Origin of the sequence: Methanolobus sp., assembly GCF_030682845.1 — an archaeon.
Classification (GTDB): domain Archaea; phylum Halobacteriota; class Methanosarcinia; order Methanosarcinales; family Methanosarcinaceae; genus Methanolobus.
The window spans coordinates 44,783-60,994 of record NZ_JAUXNK010000046.1 but is presented as its reverse complement, the minus strand read 5'-3'; the positions used below and the strand labels follow the sequence as shown (position 1 = coordinate 60,994).

At 46.4% G+C, this 16,212-nt stretch carries 19 protein-coding genes; 8 read left to right on the top strand and 11 right to left on the bottom strand.

What is annotated here, in order from left to right:
* The first annotated feature begins 14 nt into the window (after positions 1-14).
* Both Q8J68_RS05120 and Q8J68_RS05115 read left to right on the top strand, forming a co-directional pair.
* Complete coding sequence (locus tag Q8J68_RS05120; RefSeq protein WP_305310459.1) at positions 15-422, top strand: bacteriohemerythrin; 408 nt, start codon at positions 15-17, stop codon at positions 420-422.
* 66 nt (positions 423-488) lie between these two features.
* Entirely contained in the window at positions 489-860 is a 372-nt protein-coding gene (locus Q8J68_RS05115) for a helix-turn-helix transcriptional regulator (protein WP_305310458.1), read from the top strand.
* Here the strand turns inward: Q8J68_RS05115 and nikR are convergent.
* Positions 855-1,277, bottom strand: coding sequence for a nickel-responsive transcriptional regulator NikR (nikR, locus tag Q8J68_RS05110; protein WP_305310457.1), 423 nt, complete (start codon positions 1,275-1,277; stop codon positions 855-857). The two genes, Q8J68_RS05115 and nikR, sit on opposite strands and share 6 nt — an antisense overlap.
* 163 nt (positions 1,278-1,440) lie before the next feature.
* Between nikR and purC the strand changes: the two genes are divergently transcribed.
* On the top strand, positions 1,441-2,154 hold the full coding sequence (gene purC, locus Q8J68_RS05105) for a phosphoribosylaminoimidazolesuccinocarboxamide synthase (RefSeq protein WP_305310456.1): 714 nt from the start codon (positions 1,441-1,443) through the stop codon (positions 2,152-2,154).
* Between the two features lie 46 nt (positions 2,155-2,200).
* On the top strand, positions 2,201-3,649 hold the full coding sequence (locus Q8J68_RS05100) for an NAD(P)/FAD-dependent oxidoreductase (RefSeq protein ID WP_305310455.1): 1,449 nt from the start codon (positions 2,201-2,203) through the stop codon (positions 3,647-3,649).
* Positions 3,650-3,669: 20 nt separating this feature from the next.
* On the opposite strand, the gene Q8J68_RS05095 is transcribed toward Q8J68_RS05100, so the two are convergent.
* The 7 genes from Q8J68_RS05095 to yciH form a co-directional block, all read right to left on the bottom strand.
* Entirely contained in the window at positions 3,670-4,359 is a 690-nt protein-coding gene (locus Q8J68_RS05095; RefSeq protein WP_305310454.1) for a TIGR00153 family protein, read from the bottom strand.
* Complete coding sequence (locus Q8J68_RS05090; protein ID WP_370867601.1) at positions 4,356-5,393, bottom strand: inorganic phosphate transporter; 1,038 nt, start codon at positions 5,391-5,393, stop codon at positions 4,356-4,358. Before Q8J68_RS05090 ends, Q8J68_RS05095 begins: the two co-directional genes overlap by 4 nt.
* 133 nt (positions 5,394-5,526) lie before the next feature.
* Positions 5,527-6,750, bottom strand: coding sequence for an Nre family DNA repair protein (locus Q8J68_RS05085; protein ID WP_305310452.1), 1,224 nt, complete (start codon positions 6,748-6,750; stop codon positions 5,527-5,529).
* Positions 6,747-7,109: a transcriptional regulator gene (locus Q8J68_RS05080; RefSeq protein WP_305310451.1), complete on the bottom strand. Its 363-nt coding sequence runs from the start codon at positions 7,107-7,109 to the stop codon at positions 6,747-6,749. Before Q8J68_RS05080 ends, Q8J68_RS05085 begins: the two co-directional genes overlap by 4 nt.
* Before the next feature lie 27 nt (positions 7,110-7,136).
* On the bottom strand, positions 7,137-7,502 hold the full coding sequence (locus Q8J68_RS05075) for an iron-sulfur cluster assembly scaffold protein (RefSeq protein WP_305310450.1): 366 nt from the start codon (positions 7,500-7,502) through the stop codon (positions 7,137-7,139).
* A gap of 21 nt (positions 7,503-7,523) precedes the next feature.
* Positions 7,524-8,684 carry a cysteine desulfurase NifS gene (gene nifS / locus Q8J68_RS05070; RefSeq protein WP_305310449.1) on the bottom strand — a complete coding sequence of 387 codons (1,161 nt, stop codon included), beginning with the start codon at positions 8,682-8,684 and terminating at the stop codon, positions 7,524-7,526.
* A gap of 129 nt (positions 8,685-8,813) precedes the next feature.
* Positions 8,814-9,122 carry a stress response translation initiation inhibitor YciH gene (gene yciH / locus Q8J68_RS05065; RefSeq protein WP_048147043.1) on the bottom strand — a complete coding sequence of 103 codons (309 nt, stop codon included), beginning with the start codon at positions 9,120-9,122 and terminating at the stop codon, positions 8,814-8,816.
* Between the two features lie 83 nt (positions 9,123-9,205).
* Between yciH and Q8J68_RS05060 the strand changes: the two genes are divergently transcribed.
* Positions 9,206-9,562 carry a DUF192 domain-containing protein gene (locus Q8J68_RS05060; RefSeq protein WP_305310448.1) on the top strand — a complete coding sequence of 119 codons (357 nt, stop codon included), beginning with the start codon at positions 9,206-9,208 and terminating at the stop codon, positions 9,560-9,562.
* 152 nt (positions 9,563-9,714) lie between these two features.
* Positions 9,715-11,862, top strand: coding sequence for a phosphoribosylformylglycinamidine synthase subunit PurL (gene purL / locus Q8J68_RS05055; protein ID WP_305310447.1), 2,148 nt, complete (start codon positions 9,715-9,717; stop codon positions 11,860-11,862).
* 33 nt (positions 11,863-11,895) lie between these two features.
* Here the strand turns inward: purL and Q8J68_RS05050 are convergent, their stop codons facing one another.
* A complete protein-coding gene (locus tag Q8J68_RS05050; protein WP_305310446.1) occupies positions 11,896-12,144 on the bottom strand; it encodes a DUF378 domain-containing protein in 249 nt (82 codons plus the stop codon).
* A gap of 243 nt (positions 12,145-12,387) precedes the next feature.
* A complete protein-coding gene (locus Q8J68_RS05045) occupies positions 12,388-12,597 on the bottom strand; it encodes a TRAM domain-containing protein (protein WP_015053914.1) in 210 nt (69 codons plus the stop codon).
* Between the two features lie 263 nt (positions 12,598-12,860).
* Between Q8J68_RS05045 and Q8J68_RS05040 the strand changes: the two genes are divergently transcribed.
* Both Q8J68_RS05040 and Q8J68_RS05035 read left to right on the top strand, forming a co-directional pair.
* A complete protein-coding gene (locus Q8J68_RS05040; protein WP_305310445.1) occupies positions 12,861-15,098 on the top strand; it encodes a CDC48 family AAA ATPase in 2,238 nt (745 codons plus the stop codon).
* A 50-nt stretch (positions 15,099-15,148) separates the two neighbouring features.
* Positions 15,149-15,421: a PRC-barrel domain-containing protein gene (locus Q8J68_RS05035; RefSeq protein ID WP_015053912.1), complete on the top strand. Its 273-nt coding sequence runs from the start codon at positions 15,149-15,151 to the stop codon at positions 15,419-15,421.
* 80 nt (positions 15,422-15,501) lie between these two features.
* On the opposite strand, the gene Q8J68_RS05030 is transcribed toward Q8J68_RS05035, so the two are convergent.
* Positions 15,502-16,185 carry a phosphoglycolate phosphatase gene (locus Q8J68_RS05030; protein WP_305310444.1) on the bottom strand — a complete coding sequence of 228 codons (684 nt, stop codon included), beginning with the start codon at positions 16,183-16,185 and terminating at the stop codon, positions 15,502-15,504.
* Positions 16,186-16,212: the final 27 nt, after the last annotated feature.

The window sequence follows — 16,212 nt, the reverse complement described above, 5'->3', positions numbered from 1 at the left end:
TCATGGTGATTAATATGGCACTGATAACCTGGTCTGACAAATACAGCATGAACATAAAAGAGATTGATGGGCAGCATCAGCAACTTGTGAAAATGATCAACGAACTTCACGATGCTATGTTGAATGCAAAAAGCAAGCAAATAACCCTGGATATAATCACTAAGATGGCGGAGTACACTCAGAAACATTTCACTACTGAGGAAAATTATATGAAGCAGTATGGATACCCACAGTACGCAGCTCATAAAAAGGAACATGAGAAATTCATCGAGCAGGTCGGCAACTTCAAAAAAGACTACGAAAATGGAAAAGCGGGGCTCAGCTATGAACTGATGAACTTCCTCAAAGATTGGCTGGTCAATCATATTGAATCAACTGATAAAAAATACGCCCCGTTCTTTAATTCTAAAGGCTTGAACTGATTTTTCTTGTAAGTTATCTCACAGTCATTACAAAACTTATTAACCCACAAAGACAATAATCAATTAATGAAAGTAGAAACAACTGCAGAATGCCCGGAGCCTTATATTCTTCCTGACGATGTGACCTTGAGGGTCCGTGAGACGATGCAGGAGGATGTCGGCCCGTTGGTATCCATTTTTAAAGTCCTGTCTGACCCTGTGAGGATACACATCCTGAGAGCCCTTGAAGTCAGTGAGCTCTGTGTCTGTGTGCTTGTGGAAATAACCGACTACAAGCATTCTGCACTCTCATATCATCTTAAGCTTCTCAAGGATGCGAATTTGGTGGAATCAAAAAGGGAAAGGAATTTCCAGACCTACTCGCTTACAGGTTTTGGAAGATCCCTTTTGCAGACCATAGAATACTCTATCAATGAGAGATTCCAGAAGGAGTTATAGGCTTTCTGAGGGCAGGGCAGTATTGAGCTTTACGTAAGTAACGCCCTTAAGAGCCATGATCTTCTCTGCGACGGTCTTGACTTCCTCACCTTCACCGTCAAGGATGATAACCTCGAGACAATTGTCATGGTCAAGATGGATATGTATCCCGGATTTGATAAGATGGGAGTGATCATGCTGAATGTCTGTCAGGGCACTGGATAGCCCACGCTTGGTATGATCATATATCAATGTGATAGTACCCACTCGTCTACCTTTCACATCGCTCATCCATTCATAATGGGTGATATAATTCCTGATAGCATCCCTGATGCCTTCGGACCGCGATGAATAGCCTCTTTTCTCTATGATCGAATCGAATTTGGTCAGAAGGTTTTCCGGAAGCGATACACCTATACGCATAAGTTCCTGGTCCATTGTTAAATTCACCTTAAATGATATGTGTTAGTCTGAAATAATAACAACATGTATTGTACAATAACATTTTGTATCACTTATAGTACATAAATTAAGACATAAATAGTTATACGATACCAGGCATAAAACATTAAAACATAGAATACCTTAGTGGAGTGATGTTATGAAAAAAGAACAATTATACTCAGGGAAAGCAAAGACCATATACAGGACCGAGAATCCTAAAAGGCTCATAGCCGAATTCAGGGACAGCCTGACAGCTTTTGATGGCAAGAAAAAAAGCGAAGCTGCAAATAAAGGATATTATAATGCCCAAATCTCAAGAAAGATCTTTGAAATGCTTGAAGAAGAAGGCATTAAGACCCACTATATTGAGATGATATCTGATACAGAGATGCTTGTCGATGCCGTCGAGATAATCCTCATCGAGGTCATACCACGTAATATCGCAGCCGGCTCCATAACCCGTAAATATCCGATTAAAGAGGGGACTGTTTTCAAGAAGCCGGTCATTGTCCTGGACTATAAGAGCGATGAACACGGAGATCCGATGCTCAATGAGGATATAGCCGTTGCAATGGGAATTGCCACATATGAGGAGATAGCCCAGATACGCAGCATGGCCCTTAAGATCAACGATATCCTTGTAAAGTACTTTGATTCAAAAGGGTTCCTGCTTCCTGACTTTAAGCTTGAGTTTGGAAGGAAGGATGGAGAAATCGTGCTGGCTGATGAGATATCCTGTGATACCTGCAGACTATGGGACAAGAGCACAGGGAAGTCTATGGATAAGGATATATTCCGCTTTGACAAGGGAGACCTTTCCAAGACATATGAGGAAGTCGCAAGACGCATTGTACCGGAGATATTCGGGTAATATCTCCCTCACTATTTTGATTTTAAACGCATTCTGAGGGGAAAGAATGGAGAAATACGACGTCATAGTTGTAGGTGCAGGTATAAGCGGACTGCTTACCGCACTCACACTGTCAAAACACGGTAACAAGGTACTGGTCCTTGAAAAGAGCAATTTCATCGGTGGAAACTGCAACAGTTATGTTGTGGATGGATTCCAGGTGGATACAGGTGCACACGCCATCACACATCTCGAAGTGGGACCGCTGAGAAGGCTGATGGACAACTATTTTGATTATATGCCTGTTTTTGAGGACTATGGGCATTATTATGTAAGGACCGAAGATCAGTTCCTCAAAGTTCCCTCAAATGTAAGAGACTTTGTTACATTCGATGTGCTTCCCAGAAAAGACAGGATAGTCGTTTCACAGGCCATCACCAAAGCTCTGACACTCTCCACATTCGGCATTGACCTCTCAAAACAGTCTGTGTACGAGTTCATGTCTGATAACCTATCAAAAGACACTTATGATTTTGTGGATGCAATTTCATATTTCCTCTCGGGAAGAGACATGAAAGAAACATCTGTGCAAAGAGTTCTCTCAGGCAGCAGTTTTGTCAGGGACAGCGTCCTTCAGGAACAGATGGAAAGCATTATGAAGGTTCATGAAAAGCCGCAAACTGAGCCAGTTCTCAAATCCATATTGACATCTAACCTGCACACATCCCTGCAGACAAGAATGAACAAGGCATCCAAGCCGCTCACAACCCTTGGAAGGCTTGCCACCAACAAAGTCAGTTATTCCCAGGGATATCCTCGAAAAGGATTGAAATCACTTCTCAATGCAGTGTTATTTTCTCTTCCAAAGAGCGTGGAGATCAAGACAGGATACGAGGTCAAGAAGATACTTACCAGTAACGGAAAGGTTGTCGGTGTTGAAGCAGGTGAAACGTACTATGCAAATACCGTCGTTTACACCGGCTTTGTTACGGACCTGCCTAAAATGGTCGAGACGCTGCCAAGTTCGTACATACAGGATCTTAAAGGCGTGCACCATACCAAAAGCCTGACTTTATGGCTGGGACTTGATTCCATGATGGGGGAATTCAACTATATCGGATCAGAGATATGGTTCAAGAACCATCCTTATTGGGCAATGCCCATCACTAACTACGACTCGTCCCTTGCACCCAAGGGCAAGCAGCTTGTAGGCTTCACCTTCATCATCAAAGAGGGAAAGAGTGAAAGCTCAGAGATCAAAAATGCCTATGAGACTATTTACCGTGCTATCCCCCGTATTGAAGACCATATCCAGATGAAGCATGAACAGATCACAATCCCGGAGAAGGCAGCAGTGACTATTAACGGGTATTTCGCAGATGCAAGGACGCCGATCAATAATCTGTATGTTGCAGGTACAGATACCGATAACCGCAGCATGGGCATCACCCGCGCAGCCTACTCGGTCATCGAGTTGCTTCAGAAAATGAATGAGGACCGTAACCTTCACAAATAAAGAATAAAGGGCAGGGAGGATCATCTCCTCAGGACCATGGTCCTTAACCTGTCAGCAGCATGCTCCGCATTGTCTGCTATTTTCCCAATGCCCATTACCAGACGAGTGAGGTGGAAAACACCCACACCTCCGAGCACATCCTCATTACGGAAGATTTTCCTCACCATATCCTTTTCTATAACATCGACCTGATGCTCCATTTCCTCAACTTCCACAACCAGTGAAAGAGTGTCGTCAACATCCCTTTTACTGAAAGAGGATTCAAGCAGTTCACTAAGGGTGTCAACCAACTTCTCGTACTGCTCAACGGTTGCAAGTGTCTTGTCCATCAGTTCCAGGAATCCTGTGCTTATCTCGGGAGGGGCCTCGAACCTGCGAAGCGTTAGCCAGTAAGAGACTTCCTGAGCCTCATCTGAAATAGAATCCTGTGGTTTGAGGAAATTGAGCAAGTCTGTAGCATGTACAGGAAGCATTATAGAGGAGGAGAGTTCACCCCGGATGGTCTGCTTGATGACATCCGCTTCGTGCTCAATGTCATCGATCTCATGGTTGAGCCTCTCAACCGTTTCCATGTCGCCCTCACAGAAGGCGTATACAGATTCACTTAATTTCCTAACGCAATCTCCGCCCTTGTTTGCATGTATGCACAGGGGCTTGAATGGGGAACTTGCAAATATATTCAAAACCGAGCGAATGTATTCTTTCTTCATATTCCAATCCCTAACAGTCCTACAAATATCAGCGCGGATGTCAATGCTGCCACAGGCACAGTGATTATCCAGGAGAGAAATATCTTCCCTATAACACTTAAATCAACCGCTGCAAGTCCTCCTGCCAAGCCTACACCTATAACGGAGCCTACAAGAGTATGCGTGGTGGAGATGGGAAGAGCAATATAGCTATGCATTACCACAACTGTTGCGGTGGCAAATTCAGCAGAGAAGCCTCTTGTAGGGGTGAGTTCTGTTATTTTTGTCCCAATGGTTTCTATAACACGGTAGCCCCATGTCGCAAGGCCGAATACCATGCCAAGGCCCCCCATGATCATTACCCAGAGGGGAACTGTTACTCCTGCCATGTCAAGTGCATGAAGGGCCGCATACAGAGGGCCCACAGCGTTTGCCACGTCGTTTGAGCCGTGTGCGAAAGCAATAAAACATGCAGTGGCTACCTGCAGGAAGACAAACTTGTTCTCTATCCTGTAGGGATCATCGCTTTTCTGCAATATGAAATATCTTATCAGGGAAAAGATGATGTAGGCAAGCAGGGCGCCCAGTACAGGAGAAATCAGCCAACTGGCAACGATCTTGAAAAGGACTGGCCAGTTTATCTCATTAAATCCTATGATACCATTGTATGCTGCTATCAGGCCAAAACCTAATACAGCACCAACAATAGAGTGAGTTGTTGAGACGGGGAGATTGTAAAAGGTCGCAAGGGTGATCCAGAAACCTGCCGCAAGGATGGCGGCAAGCATTCCGATAGCTACAAGATGAGTATCAGTCATGGCTATCGAATCAATAGGTACTATGCCTTTGGCAATAGTGGAAGTAACCCGCTTTCCGAAGAAAACGGCACCTGCGAACTCAAAGACGGCTGCAACGATAATAACCTGCTTTATTGATAGAGCACCGCTGCCTACTGATGTTCCCATGGCATTGGCCAGGTCGTTGGCACCAATGTTCCATGCCATATATAGGCCTGCGATGATAAGCATAATTACAAGTGGATCAAATAATTCCATTTTGTGAGATTCCTCAATATGATTTTTTAGTACGGCTACGGACCATATATAGATAAAGGTGCCTTATTTAAACTATATATCACTATATAGGAATATATATGCACATCTAGACTGAACTAAATATGAACTGCCATCAAAAAAAGGAATCAAGAGTGCGCTGCGCCCTTATATTGCAGAGCATCTTTGCTTTTTCCATCCACTGACCCGAAGGAGTACGCAGACGCGAGGACATATCCCTGAGTGCCTCTTCCACAGACCCGAATACCTGTGGCTGTGCTTTTAGGGCCGCACGGGCTGCCTCACGCACAACCCAGACACCCAGAGGGGCCCAGTAATCAGGCCTAATCTCGCGCACCATGAAAACCGACGCCTGCTTGCGTATAGAACTCATGTGTTCCAGAGCTGCCAGCCTTGCTGCATAGTAGCCGCCGGCAAGATTTGAATAGCCCTTCTTTCCGCTGAGATCCTCACTATCTGATTCGATCCATGTAGTGCCCCCGGTCCAGACTGCCTGCGGCATCCATACCTCTATAAGTTCAAAAGTGAAGCTCCTTGGGATTATCATGATCTCAAAATGGTTGCCAAAAGCCCCACCGCTGAAAACGCACACATCGCTTACCTGCTGGTAGTCCCTTATTTTCATGAGCAGTTGCTTCCCGACCATGTCATCCACAGCAGTGATAGACCAGCGGGTCGGTACCAGGCGCCTCTCCTGTCCCAGAAGGCCTATGGAAAGAAGGCGAGTTATATGTTCAGCAGGTATGTTGCTGCCCCACAGTTCGGAGATGGCGTCCTTTGCAAGAGCATCGGTATCATAAACTAAAGAGTCCACTTTCCGGGGAACCTTGGGGTTCTCAGTTATATCGAAATCCTTCAGTTCACCGGAAGGACCCATGGGAGTCAGGACATTATCGAACTTAAGTTTATTCCGGATAGGCTTACTGAACCACGCTTCAGTGTCCACCGGTTTTTTCGACAGGGCCAACTCCTGTGACTTTTCAATTAGAGGATTAGCAGTATTGCGGGCGTTTCTGACATTTACACCGGTGCTTGCCCTGACAAGCCTTGAACGCGACGAGATGATATCCTGTATCCCCATTTTCAACAGAGCTTTGGGGTCTTCAAGCAGGATAGCCTCATCTCCTCCAAGCTGAGGAGGGATCATGGGTCCGGCCCTGACCTCCGGGTAATTGTGCCTGCCTACGAACACTGCAGGAGGGGACGCACCAAAAATAGAGGTCTCGCCAGTAATGCCGGAAAAAGACGATTCTACAGACCTGAATTTCTCAAGGATCGGGCAGAACGGGCGGCCACAAAGTCCTTTACCCTTGCATTTAACACAGAGACTGCTGTTCAAAGACTTTCCGAATCTCCACAAAGGATACAATAGCCTGCATCAGGCTCATTCTTGTTCAACCAGCCGGACATCTGGACATATTTACATATATTGCACATGCCTGCAACCTGTTCCTTAGGGCTTAAGCCCTGCATGAGCCGGAAAGTGAATTTACGTATTTCTTCCTGAGTGTCTTCCGAAAGGCCAACTTCAGCTCCTCTTTTCTCACTCAGATACTGGGATACGGCCGCCCTTGAGAGGCCCAGGACCTCGGCCGCTTCCTGTTGAGTACGGCCACGCTCAGATATGATAATACGAGCTATCTCTGCACGTATGGCAGGCAGCACCCTTTGCACCATGATCTCACATGTAGTTTTCACTGGAATTTCCCCTGTTCTTTCAATTGTTCATGACTTATTGCGGTAATCTTCAATCGCTTTATGCAATGCATCCAGAGCAAACCCAGAGCATCTGTCCTTTCCCTTTGGGAGGCCTCCCAATGCATCCTGGACATCCTCATTGGAAATTGCAAGAGCTTCTTCAACGGTCTTCCCCTTTGCAAGCTGGGTGACCATCGTGGAAGTCGAGATTGCCACGACGCACCCGAATGTTTTGAATTTTACATCCTTGAGCACGTCGTCGTCCACCTTGATATATACAGTAATGACATCGCCATCGATAGTACTGCCTATCTCACCGACGCCATCAGCATCCTCAATTATCCCGACGTTCTTTGGATTTGTGAATTCTTCAATTATCTTCTTTGAATACATGTAATTTCTCCGGGTGTATATTCAGCATTCTACCGGGGAGGATATCTGCCTAAGCTTTGCCACTGTTTCCTGCAATGCCTCTGCAAGATAATCGACCTCATCCATGGTGTTTTCCCTTCCCAGACTTATCCTGATAGAGCCATGGATGTAATCCGGGTCAAGCCCGATAGAGTCTAACACATGGGATGCATGCTGGGATCTTGAAGAACATGCAGAACCTGTAGACACGGCAATGCCTGCGATATCAAGCAGCATAAGCATTGATTCCCCTTCTACGTGCCTGAAACTGAGATTGGCATTATTCGGCAGCCTCTGTGTGGCATGACCGTTAAGACGGACATCATCAATAGTATTAAATACTTTTTTAATAAGGGCATCACGAAGTCTGCCCATCCGGGCCGGGTCAGTCCCAAGGCGCTCTTTTGCAATAGAGGAGGCTTTTGCAAAGCCCACAATACCAGCAATGTTCTCTGTTCCAGGGCGCAGGCCCGATTCATGCCCCCCACCAAAAATGACAGGTGTCAGGCTGGTACCTTCACGCACATACAGGGCGCCCACGCCTTTTGGCCCGTGCAATTTGTGAGAGGATATCGAGAGCATATCCACGCCGAGCTGGTCCACATCCACAGGTATCTTGCCGACCGACTGTACAGCATCAGTGTGCAGATACACATCATTATCCTTTGCTATCTTCGCAATCTCTTCTATAGGCTGTATGGTGCCTATCTCATTGTTTGCATGCATTATACTTATGATTACAGTGTCATCCCTGATGGCCCTCTCGATATCGCCCACATCCACAATACCTTCACTGCTTACTGGCACATATGTGACATCATGTCCTATGCTCTTGAGAAAATCACATGTGCTGAGAACGGCAGGATGTTCCAGAACCGATGTGATGATATGCTGCCTTTTTCCCGGTTCCCGCGAAAGGACACCCTGGAGAGCAAGGTTATCAGACTCAGTACCCCCTGAAGTGAATATGATCTCCTCTTCCCGGGCACCAATGGAATCTGCAACATGGCCGCGTGCCATGGAAAGCGCCTCAGCGGCTTCCTGTCCGAATGAGTGAAGACTTGATGAATTACCGAACTTTTCCGTAAAATAAGGAAGCATAGCATCCACAACCCGGGGATCGACCGGCGTGGTTGCACTGTGGTCCATATATATGCGCTTCATAATATCCATCATGAATAGAAGAGGTGTTTAACAAATAAATACCCTGCACACAGACACTAAATGTAAAGACAGGGAACACAATCCCTGTCCTGAAAACAAGTTATATAGAAATATCAAGGAATAGGATACTCAATCCTTTATCTGATCCGGAGAGAAACCCCGCTCAACCAGAACATCCTTCATGCGTCCTATGTGGTTACCTTGCAGTTCCACACCAGTGCCCTTGACAGTCCCTCCACATGCGAATTTGGACTTCAGGTACGTAGAGAGTTCGTGAAGATCTATCTCATGGGCATCAAAACCTTCCACAACAGTGACCTCTTTCCCATAACGCCTTCTATTTACCTTTACCGTTATCCTTTGCTGCTCCTTCGCTACTTCTTCGCATATGCAAAGTTCCTTTGGCAGGCCACATACCGAACACATTTCAGAACTCATCTTTTGACTTATCCTCCGGGATTATTACCTATTTTAAACTCTACATAGTTTTAAATTAAAATAGATGATTAAAGTAAACAACAATGATATTAAAACCTAGTGGTGAATATGTCGCTACAAGTACCGAATTTGCATGCAGCATATATAAGCAGGCCCTTGGCCTGATGTTCAGAAAGAATATTCCGGAAGGATATGCCCTTATCTTTGTTATGAATAAAAGCAAAAAAGTGTCGTTGCACATGCTTTTTGTTAATTTTGAAATAGATGTCCTATTCCTTGATGAGGACAAAAGGATAGTTAAAATCTGCGGACTTCGTCCATGGACAGGCCTGTGTTCATCCGGAACAAAGGTAAAATACATAATCGAGACAAACACAGGTAAAGCAAAAAAAGCATGCCTTAAAGTTGGCGACATGCTTACTTTCAGGAATGAGTGCTAAAAATAGATGGCTTCATCACGTATTTTTCGGATATCTGATGACATTTTCACAAGGATATCTGACTGTCCCCGGATTCCTTAAAGAAACGTTTATTAGTTTCCGGGTGCTTTAAAAGCCTAGTTAATCTTGAGTTTAAATACCGAGGCACATGAATGTTATCTGAAAATGATTTTAAGATCGTTACTGAAAAGATGGGAAGGGAACCTAACCTAGTGGAACAGGGGTGCTTCCTGAACCTCTGGAGCGAACATTGCTCATACCGCTCAAGTGCGCCGCTGCTCAGAACCTTTACAACCACAGGCGAACGTGTGATCATCGGACCGGGGGACGATGCTGCCATTGTGAGTTTTGGTAATGGATGGGTACTTGCCATAGGAATGGAAAGTCACAACCATCCTTCATATGTGGACCCGTATAACGGGGCAGCTACCGGCGTTGGAGGAATTGTACGCGACATAATATCCATGGGCGCACGCCCCATCGCATTGATGGATCCTCTCTATTTCGGGCCGCTTAACAGTCCCAAGAACCTGTATCTCTTCGAACACATCATCAAGGGCATCGCAGGATATGGAAACTGTATCGGAGTGCCTGTTGTTCGTGGAGAGGCTTTCTTTGACGAGGCATACAGCGGTAACCCTCTTGTCAATGTGGTGGCCGTAGGTCTTGCACGCGAAGAGGACATAGTCACAGCATGCGCACAAAAGGCAGGCAACAAACTCGTCCTCATGGGTTCGACCACAGGCAGGGACGGACTTGGCGGTGCATCCTTTGCGTCCAGGGACCTTTCAGAAGAATCAGAGGCAGAGGACAGGCCAAGCATACAGATAGGTGATCCGTTTACAGAGAAACTGGTGATAGAAGCAACCCTTGAGATAATCAGGAAAGGATATGTCAAAGCCTGCAGGGACCTTGGAGCTGCAGGGCTTGCCGGAGCCAGTTCAGAAATGGCTTCAAAGGGCAACCTGGGGATGTACATCATCGCTGATAATGTGATACTCCGCGAGGATGGCATGGTCCCCTATGAGATACTGATAGCAGAATCACAGGAGCGCATGCTGTTTGAGGTTGAACCCCAGAATGTCCAGGCAGTCCTTGATGTCGCAAAGAAATATGACCTCAATGCAAGTATGATAGGAGAGCTCACTAAAGAACTCAAGTATACTGTTGAGTTCAAGGAAGATATAGTCGCTGATATTCCCATAAAACTGCTCACTGAAGGTGCACCTACCTTCGAGCGCCCTTCCCGGGCCCCTGCGCCCCGCGAGGAAGGCGACAAGCCGGAAATACCGAAAGACCTCAAAGAAACAGTACTCAAAGTCCTCTCATCCCACAACGTGGCTTCAAAAAAATGGATATACAGACAGTATGACCATGAAGTCCAGTTAAGGACAGTAATGAAACCCGGAGATGATGCGGGAATTCTTAGGATCAGCGGCAACGAGGGTATTGCAATGTCCTGCGGCTGCAACCCGAGACACACGCTGCTTGACCCCTACCAGGGAGGAAAAGGCACACTGGTCGAGAATGCCATGAACCTTGCTGTTAAGGGCTCCCGGGGGATAGCCGTTGTAGACTGCCTCAATTTCGGCAATCCAGAAAAACCCGACATCTACTGGCAGTTCAAATATGCCATCCTTGGATTAGGAGATGGCTGCAGGGAACTTTCCATTCCGGTTGTGGGAGGTAATGTCTCCCTGTACAACGAAAGCGAGGAGTTCAGAACTGCCATTCCACCCACACCATCCATTGGCGTCATAGGCTACATCAGCGATGTGAATATCGCACCTCGGTCTGTGTTCGTGAACGAAGGGGATACCATCATCCTGGTCGGGACAACAAAGGATGAGATGGGAGGTTCCGAGTACTACAGCCTTGCAGGAAAGAAGAAGAACGGGAAAGTGCCCCGGGTACCGGAGAATGCTTCTGATATCATCGATGCTGTGATCAGGACAGTAGAAAGTGGGAAGGTGACAGCTTCACACGATATTTCTCTTGGAGGGCTTGCAGCAGCGCTGTGTAAAATGTGCATGAATATGGGTGCTAGTGTAGACCTGACATCCACAGGACAGGAGATGAGGGTTGATGACGTGCTGTTTTCGGAATCATACGCCAGAGCCATCATTACAACCTCTGATCCTGAAGCTGTTGAAAAATTGCTTGGGAACATTCCCCATACAGTCATTGGGACGGCAGGTGGCAGCGAACTGAAGGTAACAGGAAACGGATTTGGCATATCTGTTCAGCTTGAGGAAATAAAAGAGGCAGAAGAGAGCCTCACAAAACTGATGATGGAGTAAAATCCATCATCAATTCAAACACATAAGTACAACTCACTTGCGTGCTGTCGTTGTTCTGGTTTCATCTGCCCTGTCAGAGCTGCCTACCCGTGTTGCGAAATACAGCATGTATAGCGCTGCCAGACCTACAAGGATGTAGATTATTCTTGAGAGCAGAGTCATCTCGCCAAAGATTGCTGCTACAAGGTCAAACCTGAGTGCACCAATCAGACCCCAGTTGAGACCACCAATTATCACAAGTGCAAGAGATAACCAGTCAAGAGCGTTCATTCTTGTTGCCAATTTGTCACCTCCTAAAAACTCCCCTAAATATTAATTTTCTTTATGTGGGTGATGGTTATTAAAATGTGGAGTAACAATTTTAAGAATCAGTCATGAAGCGTGGAATTTCAACGGAGAAAAGAGGTATGCCTGTTTAAGCACCAGACGACTATCCGTTCTCTGAAAAGAAAGGGTAAATAAGGATATAAAATTAAAATATAAAATTGAATATAAATAAGATGGGCTCTGGCCCATCATAAAAGTTTATTCTTCCTTTTCTGCAAATGCAAATTTACGCAGTACTTTGGTGATCTTGATGTTTACAGTCTCGCCGACTTCGGTCTGAGGCACAAAGATAACAAAGCCCTCTATCCTGGCAATGCCGTCGCCTTCTTTTGCGATGTCCTGAATCGTTACTTCGTATGTTTCTCCAGCAGCTACAGGAGCTGTTGACTCTTGATTATTGTTAAACAAAACAATGCACGTCCTTTATTTGAAAAATAAGATCTTCAACCATACTGCTGAAGAGCCACCATAAATAAGGAATTTATAGAGAATCCGCAGAATAGTTTCTTATCTCAGGCATAATACATACAAATCCATATTTAAATCTTTTTAGTGATAATACAAGCTGCCGGGTAGATCATAGACCACATCTATTTTAACTATGAAATAAAATAAGTACCTAGCAATCACAATCAAATTATTGATTTGAAATAATATTCAGGATGAACTCAATGGACGAAGTACAGATCAAAGTAGAGAAAGCACATCCGAACGACTTCGGCAGGGGCATTGTAAGGCTTGACCCCACAACCCTTCTTAGTTTGCAGTTGTCTCCCGGAGACATAGTGGAGATAGAGGGTAAGAGAAAGACTGCGGCCAAGGTGTGGAGAGCCGAGAGGCAGGACTGGGGGCAGGGCATAGTCCGCATAGACGGATTCATCCGCCAGAATGCCGGTGTGGGGATTGGAGAGCGGGTTACGATCAGGAAAGCTGATGTTGAAACAGCTACCAAGGTCATCCTGGCCCCGCCGGAAGGCGTGACCATGGAATTCGGGGATCACATTAGCGAGATAATCAAAAGGAACATAATGAAGCGGCCTCTTGTGGAAGGGGATGTCATACCCATCATCAGTTCCATGACCCAGCCAATGTCCAGCCAGGTGGGCGGAGGGCAGGCTATACCGCTTATAGCCGTCGAGGTCGAACCTACCGAGACCATTGTGATAATAGGTGAATTCACTGAAATAGAACTGAGGCAAAAACCCGTAAGGGGATATGACGGTGCGGCAAGAGGAATCACCTATGAGGACATCGGAGGTCTTGGCACTGAGATACAGCGTGTAAGGGAAATGATAGAGTTGCCCCTGAAGCACCCGGAGCTGTTCCAGAGACTTAACATTGAGCCACCCAAAGGCATCATACTGTTCGGACCACCGGGCACCGGAAAGACGCTTATTGCAAAAGCTGTGGCAAATGAATCCCGTGCCAACTTCCTCTACATTGCGGGTCCCGAGATCATGGGTAAATACTATGGTGAGAGCGAGGAGCGCATACGCAAGATATTCGAGGAGGCAGAGGAAGAGGCTCCCTCTATTATATTCATTGATGAGATAGACTCCATTGCACCCAAGAGGCAGAACGTTACAGGTGAAGTGGAAAGGAGGGTTGTCGCCCAGCTCCTCACAATGATGGACGGCCTTGAGGAAAGAGGACAGGTAGTTGTCATCGGAGCCACCAACCGTGTGGACGCCATAGACCCGGCCCTGCGCAGGCCTGGAAGGTTTGACAGGGAAATCGAGATAGGAGTCCCGGACACGGATGACCGTCTGGAGATACTGCAGATCCATACCAGGGGAGTACCACTTCGCGAGGATGTCACACCTGAGATGCTGGAGTATCTTGCAAAGCACACCCAGGGCTTTGTAGGTGCAGACCTTCTTGCACTGGTGCAGGAAGCTGCTATGAAGTCACTCAGGCGCGCACTGCCTGACATCAACCTGGAGGACGAAGAAATACCGCCGGAGATCCTGGATACCATCAATGTATGCAGGGAGGACTTTGAGGGTGCGCTTCGCGAGATAGAACCGTCTGCCATGAGAGAAGTGCTTGTGGAAGTGCCCGCCGTTAAATGGAGCGACGTGGGAGGGCTTGATAAAGCGAAGCAGGAAATTGTAGAGGCAGTGGAATGGCCTCTTACAAGGCCTGAAAAGTTCGTTCAGATGGGCATCAGGCCCCCAAAAGGTATTTTGCTGTTCGGCCCGCCGGGCACCGGAAAGACGCTTATTGCACAGGCAGTTGCTAATGAATCTAACGCGAACTTCATCAGTGTGAAGGGACCGCAGATGCTCTCCAAGTGGGTGGGCGAGTCTGAAAAAGCCATCCGCGAAACATTCAAGAAAGCAAGACAGGTAGCTCCTTGCATAGTATTCTTCGATGAGATCGATTCAATAGCACCCATGCGCAGTGCGATGACTGAGGACGGCAAGGTTTCTGAAAGGATAGTCAACCAGTTGCTCACAGAACTGGACGGCCTGGAACCCCTGAAAGAGATAGTCGTGATAGCCGCCACCAACCGCCCCGATATGCTGGACCCTGCACTTCTTAGGTCCGGGCGCTTTGACAGGCTGGTGCTTGTAGGGCAGTCCACACTTACCGGCAGGAAAGACATATTCCGGATACACACCCGGAATATCCCCATGGGAGATGACGTCAGTATAGATGACCTCGCAATCCTTACCGAAGGCTTTGTTGGCTCAGACATAGAAGCCGTATGCAGAGAAGCGGTGATGCTGGCACTGCGCGAAAACTTCGAGAGCGAGAAGGTCGGCATGAAGTATTTCAGGGAAGCTCTGGCCAAGGTCAGACCAACGCTGTCAGAGAACATGGTAGAGTATTATGAGAGAATACAGGCACAGTTCAAAGGTGGCATAAAGAAAGAGGAACCAAGTTCTTATATAGGATACAGATAAATATATGAAAAATTTAAGTGTCGCTTTTATATTCAGGGGTGAATGAAATAATGGCAAATGTCTTTGCAAAAAACCTTTCAAGCAAACAGGTAATGGCAACCGATGGTACAGAAATAGGTGTCCTTTTCAATATAGTGATGGACGTAAAAACAGGAGACCTGATAAACCTGATAGTAAAGCCGGATATGAGTCTAGATACATCCAAATACCTGACCGATGACCAGTACATATTGTTACCGTTTGAGTCTGTCAGGGCTATCAAGGACTACATAGTTGTCGACAAGAACCTTGCCAAGAGCCTAAAAGATAAAGCAGGTTTGTAAAGCCACGGATACAAGTTCACCCCGGGCTTTACAGCCTTTTTACAGCCTTTTTTATACCCATTCACTTCAGGCTTAAAAGGTCACAGCATACCCTTTGAAAGTAGGTAGTCAATAGCTTCTGCTGTTCCGTCGCCATATGTAGTGCCTGTAACATGATCTGCAGCGCTTTTAGTCACACTATCGGCATTCCCTACAGCGACAGAGAAGCCTGCCACATCAAGCATTTCGACGTCATTCACAGAATCGCCTATTGCAACAAAATCAGATACTTCCAGACCCATAAGTTCAGCCATTTTTACAAGGCCTGTGCCTTTGTTTATCTTTTTGCTCTTGATATGGATAGCAAAATGGGTGTCGATGATCTCAACATCAAATCCGGTGGTTTCCAGCAAAGCTCTCGCGCTCTCAATATCAAAGTTCCTTCTGAGCACTATCTCCGTTCTTCGCAGGGACGAGTCAAGTTTCTCCATGTCCGGTACTACCTGCGAAAGAAAACTGAAGGCCTGCTCACACTCGTGTATATGATCCGACACTATGGGTTCCTTATCAAAGCCATCTGTGATAATACCACCATTCTCGGCTATTATGCGACAACATACCCCTATGAGTTTTGAGGCAGCTCTGGCATAACAGAGTACATTACCCGTTGCAAGAACAACCGGAACATCAAGGATGCGCAGTTTTTCAACCGCTTTCAGGCTGAGCCGGCGATCCGTATCTGTGATCGTGCCGTCTATGTCAATGGCAAGGGCCTTGAATTTCATAAAAAGTAGATAAAGGGAAACAATTAA

Coding starts and splice junctions, on each gene's coding strand:
- Q8J68_RS05120 (WP_305310459.1), top strand. CDS start 15: ATGGCACTGATAACCTGGTCTGACAAATACAGCATGAACATAAAAGAG.
- Q8J68_RS05115 (WP_305310458.1), top strand. CDS start 489: ATGAAAGTAGAAACAACTGCAGAATGCCCGGAGCCTTATATTCTTCCT.
- nikR (WP_305310457.1), bottom strand. CDS start 1,277: ATGGACCAGGAACTTATGCGTATAGGTGTATCGCTTCCGGAAAACCTT.
- purC (WP_305310456.1), top strand. CDS start 1,441: ATGAAAAAAGAACAATTATACTCAGGGAAAGCAAAGACCATATACAGG.
- Q8J68_RS05100 (WP_305310455.1), top strand. CDS start 2,201: ATGGAGAAATACGACGTCATAGTTGTAGGTGCAGGTATAAGCGGACTG.
- Q8J68_RS05095 (WP_305310454.1), bottom strand. CDS start 4,359: ATGAAGAAAGAATACATTCGCTCGGTTTTGAATATATTTGCAAGTTCC.
- Q8J68_RS05090 (WP_370867601.1), bottom strand. CDS start 5,393: ATGGAATTATTTGATCCACTTGTAATTATGCTTATCATCGCAGGCCTA.
- Q8J68_RS05075 (WP_305310450.1), bottom strand. CDS start 7,502: ATGTATTCAAAGAAGATAATTGAAGAATTCACAAATCCAAAGAACGTC.
- nifS (WP_305310449.1), bottom strand. CDS start 8,684: ATGAAGCGCATATATATGGACCACAGTGCAACCACGCCGGTCGATCCC.
- yciH (WP_048147043.1), bottom strand. CDS start 9,122: ATGAGTTCTGAAATGTGTTCGGTATGTGGCCTGCCAAAGGAACTTTGC.
- Q8J68_RS05060 (WP_305310448.1), top strand. CDS start 9,206: ATGATATTAAAACCTAGTGGTGAATATGTCGCTACAAGTACCGAATTT.
- purL (WP_305310447.1), top strand. CDS start 9,715: ATGTTATCTGAAAATGATTTTAAGATCGTTACTGAAAAGATGGGAAGG.
- Q8J68_RS05040 (WP_305310445.1), top strand. CDS start 12,861: ATGGACGAAGTACAGATCAAAGTAGAGAAAGCACATCCGAACGACTTC.
- Q8J68_RS05035 (WP_015053912.1), top strand. CDS start 15,149: ATGGCAAATGTCTTTGCAAAAAACCTTTCAAGCAAACAGGTAATGGCA.
- Q8J68_RS05030 (WP_305310444.1), bottom strand. CDS start 16,185: ATGAAATTCAAGGCCCTTGCCATTGACATAGACGGCACGATCACAGAT.